General features: G+C 72.2%; 6 protein-coding genes. 2 read left to right on the forward strand and 4 right to left on the reverse strand.

The window, feature by feature from the left end; translation table 11 throughout:
• Positions 1-1014, forward strand: a 1014-nt coding sequence (locus QZ772_RS16335) for a CoA transferase (protein ID WP_295528426.1), incomplete at its 5' end; no start/stop codon positions are given.
• A gap of 43 nt (positions 1015-1057) precedes the next feature.
• On the opposite strand, the gene QZ772_RS16340 is transcribed toward QZ772_RS16335, so the two are convergent.
• From QZ772_RS16340 to QZ772_RS16355, 4 genes are read right to left on the reverse strand one after another with little or no spacing between them, the layout of a single operon-like run.
• Positions 1058-2833 carry a carboxylesterase family protein gene (locus tag QZ772_RS16340; protein WP_295528429.1) on the reverse strand — a complete coding sequence of 592 codons (1776 nt, stop codon included), beginning with the start codon at positions 2831-2833 and terminating at the stop codon, positions 1058-1060.
• Positions 2830-3819 carry a tripartite tricarboxylate transporter substrate binding protein gene (locus tag QZ772_RS16345; RefSeq protein WP_295528431.1) on the reverse strand — a complete coding sequence of 330 codons (990 nt, stop codon included), beginning with the start codon at positions 3817-3819 and terminating at the stop codon, positions 2830-2832. Before QZ772_RS16345 ends, QZ772_RS16340 begins: the two co-directional genes overlap by 4 nt.
• A 40-nt stretch (positions 3820-3859) precedes the next feature.
• Positions 3860-5128: a DUF1254 domain-containing protein gene (locus QZ772_RS16350; protein ID WP_295528435.1), complete on the reverse strand. Its 1269-nt coding sequence runs from the start codon at positions 5126-5128 to the stop codon at positions 3860-3862.
• Positions 5125-6369 (reverse strand): CoA transferase, encoded by a 1245-nt coding sequence (locus QZ772_RS16355; protein WP_295528438.1) that lies wholly within the window; start codon positions 6367-6369, stop codon positions 5125-5127. Before QZ772_RS16355 ends, QZ772_RS16350 begins: the two co-directional genes overlap by 4 nt.
• Positions 6370-6456: 87 nt before the next feature.
• Between QZ772_RS16355 and QZ772_RS16360 the strand changes: the two genes are divergently transcribed.
• Positions 6457-6981 (forward strand): LysR family transcriptional regulator (locus QZ772_RS16360; RefSeq protein ID WP_295528441.1); only part of this gene is annotated, 525 nt, incomplete at its 3' end.

Below are 6981 nucleotides of genomic sequence, written 5' to 3' on the forward strand. Positions count from 1 at the left end.
CAGTTGGGCGCACAGGTCACCAAGGTCGAGAGCCTGGACGGCGACGTGATGCGCCGGGCCGGCCAGGGCGGCGACAAGTTCCTGGCCCTCAACGCCGGCAAGCACCACCTTCGGCTGGACCTGCGCAGCGAGGAAGGTCGGCACCAGGCCGAGGCGCTGGCGCTGGCCAGCGACGTGGTGGTCGACAACCTGCGGCCCGGCGTGCTCGAAGGCTTCGGGCTGGGCTATGCGGCGCTGCAGGCGCGGCATCCGGGGCTGCTGTACTGCACGATCTCAGGCTACGGCCGGGGTGCGGAGGAATGGCACGCCCGCCCGGCCTACGACCACGTCATCCAGGCGGCAAGCGGCATGGCCTGGATGGCCGGCGCCGAGGGCGATCCGCCCGTCAAGACCGGCTTTCCCGTCGTCGACTCGGCCACCGGGCTGCTGGCCGCGCTGGCCATCCTGAGTGCGCTGCGGGAGCGCGAGCGCAGCGGCCGCGGCGCGCTGGTCGACGTCTCCATGGCCGGCGCGGCGCTGCAGCTCATGTATCCGCTGGCCTGCGACGCGCTCACCACGGGCAGCGTGCCGCCGCGCGTGGGCAACCAGGGCTACTCGGGCAGCCCCGCGGCCGACTTCTTCCAGGCCGAGGACGGATGGCTCGCCATCGGCGCGAACACGCCGCGCCAGTTGCTGGCCGTGCTGCAGGTGCTGGGCCTGGGCCACTTGGCCAGCGATCCCGCCGTGTTCGCGCAGCCGCTGGATGCAGGCGGCCCCGTGAGCTTCGTGCGGGCGCTCGACCCTGCCGCGCTCAAAGCGGCGCTGGCCCGTGCGATTGCAGCGCGCGGTGCCGCCGAACTCGAAGCCGCGATCAGCCAGGCCGGCGCCCCCGCCGCGCGACTGCGCACCATCGCCGAATTCAGCCGCGAGGCGGCCGACAACGGCTGCATCGGCACAGTAGCGCTGACCGAGGGAGAGACCACGGTGCTCTCGACGGGGCTGGGCTTCCAGGTGTATCGGCCGCAGGACGGCTGAGCGCCACCCGCGCCTGCGCGGCGCGTGCCGAGCTTGAACACGCTCATCGCACGCCGATGGCCTTGTCCGTGGCCGTGGCGTCGAAGACCAGTCGCCCCGGCCACTGCGGCCAGGCTTTGCCCAGCGACGGATCGTTGGGATTGCCGCTGCGCGCGAAGGCGCCCAGGCTGGCCATCATGGCCTGCGACAGCGCCAGCCGCCCTGGCGCGTTGGCGCGGCTGAACGAGATGTTGGCGAACAGCGAAGGGCCAAAGTTGCCGAAGACGAAAGGCAGGTCGAAGGCATGGGCCGCACCGAAGATGCGGTCGAAGGGCGCGGGCAGCTCGTCCCATTCGAACTCGTAGGCCCAGAGGTCGCGCTGTCGGCTGTCCAGCGCATTCATCATGTCGTCACGGATGGCCGTGAACCACAGGCGGTCGAGCTCGGCTGCGCGGGCGTCGAAGCCGGTGCGCGGTGCCTCGGTGGGCAGGTACGCGGGCGGGATCCATTGCGCGATGCGGGTCTGCGGCGGCCCGTCGGGGTCGTAGCGGTGGGCCAGCGCAAAGACGGTCGCATCGTCCAGCAGCCGGCCGCTGGTGCCGCCCAGCTCCGGCCGCAGCGCGAAGAGCTGGGGAAAGAGCTTGGTCTCATCGCGCGCATGGCCCGCCAGCACCGGCACCTTCACATAGCGGCCGGCGCGCACCGCGGCGATCGGGTCCGGAGGCAGCACCCAGCCGTCCGGAATGGGATTGGAGGCCGCCATGCCGTGGGCGGCGAGTCGCGTGCGGACCAGATCGAGCAGCGTGTCGGCCGGCATGGCGCGCAGCCAGGCGGCCAACTGGGCCGGAGCGGCGTCGCGTGCGAGCTGACGGGCCTGCGCTTCGTTCGCCGCATGGCCGCCCGCCACCTGACCTTCGAGCATCAAGGCCTCTGCGCGCGCTGCCCAGACGGTCCGGGGCAGCACGCCGGCGATGGCACCGCGCGGCAGCGTAGCCGCCGTGGACAGCCCGCCGCTCAGCGCGGCCACGCGGTGGAACAGCGGCCGCTCGCGCGCCACCAGCATCGGCGAGACCAGCAGCGCATCCACATTGACCGCGCCCGCGGATTGGCCCATCAGCGTCACGCGGCCCGGATCGCCGCCGAAGACCGCGATGTTGCCGGCCACGAACTCCAGCGCGCGGATGATGTCCAGCAGGGCGAAGTTGCCCGAGTCCTCCTCGCGCTGGCCGGTCTTGAGCGGCGCCGCATCGAGGAAGCCGAAGATGCCGAGCCGGTAGTTGACGCTGACGACCACGGCGTCTTGCGAGCGCGCCAGCGCCGCCCCGTCATAGACCGGGTCGGCGGTGTAGCCGCTGATGTTGCTGCCGCCGTGGACGAAGACGATCACCGGCCGCGGCGCTACCGGACGGGAGGCAGGCGTCCAGATGTTGAGGTAGAGGCAGTCCTCCGACCCCACGGTGCGGCCGAGGGCGGTGCCCACGGTCTCGTCGTAGCGGTTGTTCAGACCGGGACCGTACAGCCGTTGCGTCTGGACGCAGGCCGGGGCGAAGTGGGTGGCGTCGCGCACCGCAGTCCACGGCTGCGGCGCCTGCGGCGCGCGCCAGCGCAGTGGGCCGATGGGCGGTTGCGCATAGGGCACGCCCGTCCAGCGCCACGTGCCGGTCTGCGTGGCGTCATCGCGCCCGGCGACCGGGCCGAAGGTGGTGTCGCGCCGTAGGGCGTTCGCGCCCGAGCCCGCGCCCGGGCCGGCACAGGCGGCCAGGCCGATGATGGTCGCCACGACGCTCGCCAGGCGCAGCACGCGGGCCAGCGGCCCGGTCCCAAGAATGACGCGGCTCATGATTCGGCCGTGATGTTGGCGGCCTTGATGATCTGCGCCCACTTGCGCGTCTCGGTGCCGATGAAGGCGCTGAAGGCCTCGGCCGTGCCGCCACGCAGTTCCAGCCCCGCGGCCTCGGCCTTGCGCCGCACCTCGGCGTCCGCGATGGCGGCATTGATCTCGGCATTGAGCCGCTCGACCACCGGCGCCGGCGTGCCCGCCGGGGCCATCAGGCCGTACCAGCCGTAGCCCACCACCTGCGCCAGGCCCTGCTCGCGCAGCGTGGGTGCGTCGGGGTAGAGCGGCGTGCGCGTCTCGTTGGCCACGCCCAGCACGCGCAGCTTGCCGGCCTGGATGTGCGGCACTGCGGTGGAGATGGCGGTGAGCGTCGCATCGATGCGCCCGGCCAGCAGTTCGGTATAGGCCGGCGCGTCGCCGCGGTACTGCACCACGATGCCTTTGGCGCCGGCGGCGCGCAGCAGCAGTTCGGCCGTCAGATGCGGCGCCGAGCCCGCGCCGGGCGAGCCGAAGGTTGCGCCCTTGGGATTCGACTTGGCGTACTGCACGAACTCCGCCAGCGTCTTGTACGGCGCCTGCGCATTCACCACCAGGAAGAGCGGCGCGATGGCCGTGCTGCCGATGGCGGCGAAGCTCTTGTGCACGTCGTAGGGCAGGTCCTTGTAGAGCGCCTCGCCGATGGCGATGGGCGCGGCGGCATGCAGCAGCGTGTAGCCGTCGGGCGCGGCCTTGGCCACGTAGTCGTTGGCGATGCGCGTGCCGGCGCCGGCCTTGTTCTCGACCACCACGCTCTGTCCGAGGCGGCGGCCGAGAAAGTCGGCCAGCACGCGCGTGAGGATGTCGTTGGACCCGCCCGCGCCGTACGGCGAGACGAGGCGGATGGCACGGGCTGGCCACGCGTCGGCCGCGGCGGCGCCGATGGACCAGGGCAGCGCGAGGCCGGCAGCGGCCGTGGCCAGGAAATGGCGGCGGGGAAGGGTCTTGGTCATGTCTTTGTCTCCGTTCTTGCTTTGTCGTCGAGTGGCTTGCTCAGAGCCGCCGGATCGGCGGGTAGTCGAAGCGCAGCGCCAGGTGCGCCTCCTGCGGCTGGTAGAGGCGCAGCACCACGTAGAAGGGCTCGCCGGCCGGCGCCGGTAGCCAATTGAACCCCGGGCCGGGGTCCTCGGCCTGAAGGCGGATCGCCAGGCCGCCGTCGGGGTCGCGCACCAGGCCCGGCGTGCGGTCGCCGATGGAGTAGCGGTCGATGGGGTTGGCCACGAAGAGGCAGTCGCTGCGGCGGTACATCGTGAGCGACCAGAAGGCGCCCACCTGCGGCCCGCAGCCAGGGGCAAAGCCCAACTCGTAGCGGTGGGCGCCATCGAGCACCACGCCGTCGGCGTCCACCTCGGCGGTCGGGTACATCGCCTCGTCCATGCCCAGCGCGCCGATGAAGTTGCGCGCGATGCGGGCGCGGGTGAGCAGGTCGTCGCCCCAGTGCGTGCGCACCAGCACCGGGATGGCCCAGCCACCGCCCAGGTCGTGCGGCTGGCCGGCGCTGCGCAGGTGCTCGTACACCGTCGGCAGCGCGGCGGCCAGGGCCTCGGACGCGGGTGGCCAGTGCAATGCCTCGCCATCGGGCGGCGGGTTGCCGGCCAGTGCGGCATCCACCACGCGCCTGTAGGTCGCGGCATCGGGTATGCGGGTGTCCCGGCCGTCGATGCCCGTGTCGACACGCATCGCGGCGTCGCTGCCGTCCAGCCGATGCATGCGCAGTGCGGTCTGCAGACGCCGCACCTGTTGCGCATCCGGCCCGTCGTCCTCGACCAGGATGCGGCCGATGAGCCACACGTCGTGGCCGGGCGCGGCGATGACCTGCGTCACCGCCGGCGGCACCCTGCCCTGCCAGCCCGGACCATGGACCAGCGTGCGCTGCGGCCGGCTGCCGGTGGTGCGGCGGCCCACGTAAGCGAAGGGATTGGTCCAGGCATCGAGCAGGCCCAGCGTCCAGTAGCGATCGCCCATGTCCGGCGACTCGATCAACACCGGCCCCCCGGACAGGTCGAGCCAGGCATTGCTGTAGACGGTGTCGTTGTTGGGGCTGACCACCTCCCTGTCCTGCGGGCCAAGCCGGCGGTGGGTGTGGGTGAACTGGTTGACCCAGCGCCAGTGCGAGTCGCGCTCGGGCGCCGCGAATCCATGCTGCGGATGACGCCGGGCGGTGGTGGCGGCACGCATGCGCATCATCTCGAACAGCGGCAGGGTCTGGATCACCGCCTGCTCGGCGGCATCCGGATGGACAAGGTGGGTGTCAGGGCTCATCGGGTCGTCTCCGTCTCGTTGTTCTTGCGGCACCCACCGACGACGCCGTCGCGGCGCAGGGCGTCGATCTGCTCGGGCGAGAAGCCGAGGTCGGCCAGCACGGCATCGGTGTCGGCGCCCACGGCCGGCGCCGCGGGCGGCGCGGCGCGCGGGGCGTCGTCGAGCGTGTAGGGCAAGGCCAGCGTGGTGTAGCGGCTGCCGTCGGCGGCCACCGCCTCGACCAGCATGCCGCTGGCCTGCACGTCGGCGCTCTGCAGCACCTGGCCGTAGCTGCGCACGGCACCCACCACGATCTGGTTGCGGCTGAGCAGGGCCACGCATTCCTCGCTGCTGAAGGCGGACAGGCACTCGCGCAGCACGGTTCGCAGTTCGGCGCGATGGCGCACCCTCTGCGCATTGCTGCAGAAGCGCGGGTCGTCGACGAGCGCCTCGCGACCCACGACGCGGCAGAAGCGGGCCCAGTGCTCGTCCACATAGGCCGAGAGCACGATGTGGCCGTCGCGCGTGGGCACCACCTCGGCGGCCGGCGCGTTGTGGGGCTGGCCGTCGCCGATGCGCGTGGGCTCGGGCGCCCCGCCGAGATAGTCGCTCCAGCTGGTGGCCTGCAGGTGCAGGGCCACCTCCAGGAGCGAGGTGCGCACCGTGGCGCCCTGCCCGCTGCGCTCCCGCCCATAGAGCGCGGCCAGCACGGCCTGCGCGCCCAGATGCGCCGCCGCCGCATCGACGATGGGTACGCCCACCTTCTGCGGCAACCGGTCGGGCTCGCCGGTGACGGACATCAGCCCGCTCTCCGCCTGGGCCGCGATGTCGTAGCCGGGCCGTCCGCGCGACGGGCCCTGCATGCCGAAGCCCGAAATCGACAGGTACACCAGCCGCGGATGGCGTGCGCGCACCGCATCGGGGCCGAAGCCCAGCGCCTCCACCGCGCCTGGGCGCAGGTTCTGCACCAGCACGTCGCTGGCGCCGATCAGCCGCCAGGCCACGGCGCGGCCCTCCTCGCGCTTGAGGTCCAGCGCGATGGACTGCTTGCCGCGGCTGTAGGCGCGCAGCATCGATTCGCCGTAGCGCCCGATGTGGCGCGCCTGGTCGCCGGCCAGCGGCTCGATCTTGATGACCTGGGCGCCCAGTTCCGCCAGCACCATGGCGGCACCGGGTCCGGCGATGTACTGGCCCATGTCGATCACGCGCACGCCCTCGAGCGGAGCGGCGGCGTGGACTGTCTCGGTCTCTTGGAAGCTCATGGACCGCGAAGTTACCGACGGCGGCCATTCTTGAAAATTCAATAATCGTGAGGTCGTGATCACCAGGCGCTATCGCCGACCACCCCCATGGACAGCCGGACCGACCACCTCGTGCGCAAGCTGCGCCTGCGCCACCTCGAACTGCTGGTCGCGCTGAGCGAGACCGCCACCATGCGCGGGGCGGCCGCCCGCCTGCACCTGAGCCAGCCGGCGCTGAGCAAGATGCTGGGCGAGATCGAAGCCTGCTTCGACGCCCGCCTCTTCGAGCGAAGCCACCAGGGCATGCAGCCCAATGCGCTGGGCGCGAGCGCCGCCCACCGCGCGCGGGCGGTGCTCCATGAACTGGAACGCGCAACCGAGGAGGTGGCCGCACTGAAAAGTGGCGCTGTGGCTCTGCTGCGCGTCGGCGCGCCGTCGGTGACGGCTGCCGTGCCCGCCGCGGTGGCCGAGCTGCGCCAAGGGATGCCCGGCGCCATCGTGCAGATCCGCGAAGGGCGGGTGCACGAGCTCATCCAGCGCCTGCTGGCGGGCGAACTGGACTGCGTGTTCGGTGCGGTCACGCCCGAGTTGCTGGCCAGCGACGTCGCGCCCCGACTGGAGCCGGTGCTGATG

This window comes from uncultured Pseudacidovorax sp. (assembly GCF_913773995.1).
Classification (GTDB): Bacteria; Pseudomonadota; Gammaproteobacteria; order Burkholderiales; family Burkholderiaceae_C; genus Xenophilus.

Excerpts from the sequence above, each read along its gene's own strand:
- QZ772_RS16340 (WP_295528429.1), bottom strand. The coding sequence starts at position 2,833 with ATGAGCCGCGTCATTCTTGGGACCGGGCCGCTGGCCCGCGTGCTGCGC.
- QZ772_RS16355 (WP_295528438.1), bottom strand. The coding sequence starts at position 6,369 with ATGAGCTTCCAAGAGACCGAGACAGTCCACGCCGCCGCTCCGCTCGAG.
- QZ772_RS16350 (WP_295528435.1), bottom strand. The coding sequence starts at position 5,128 with ATGAGCCCTGACACCCACCTTGTCCATCCGGATGCCGCCGAGCAGGCG.
- QZ772_RS16345 (WP_295528431.1), bottom strand. The coding sequence starts at position 3,819 with ATGACCAAGACCCTTCCCCGCCGCCATTTCCTGGCCACGGCCGCTGCC.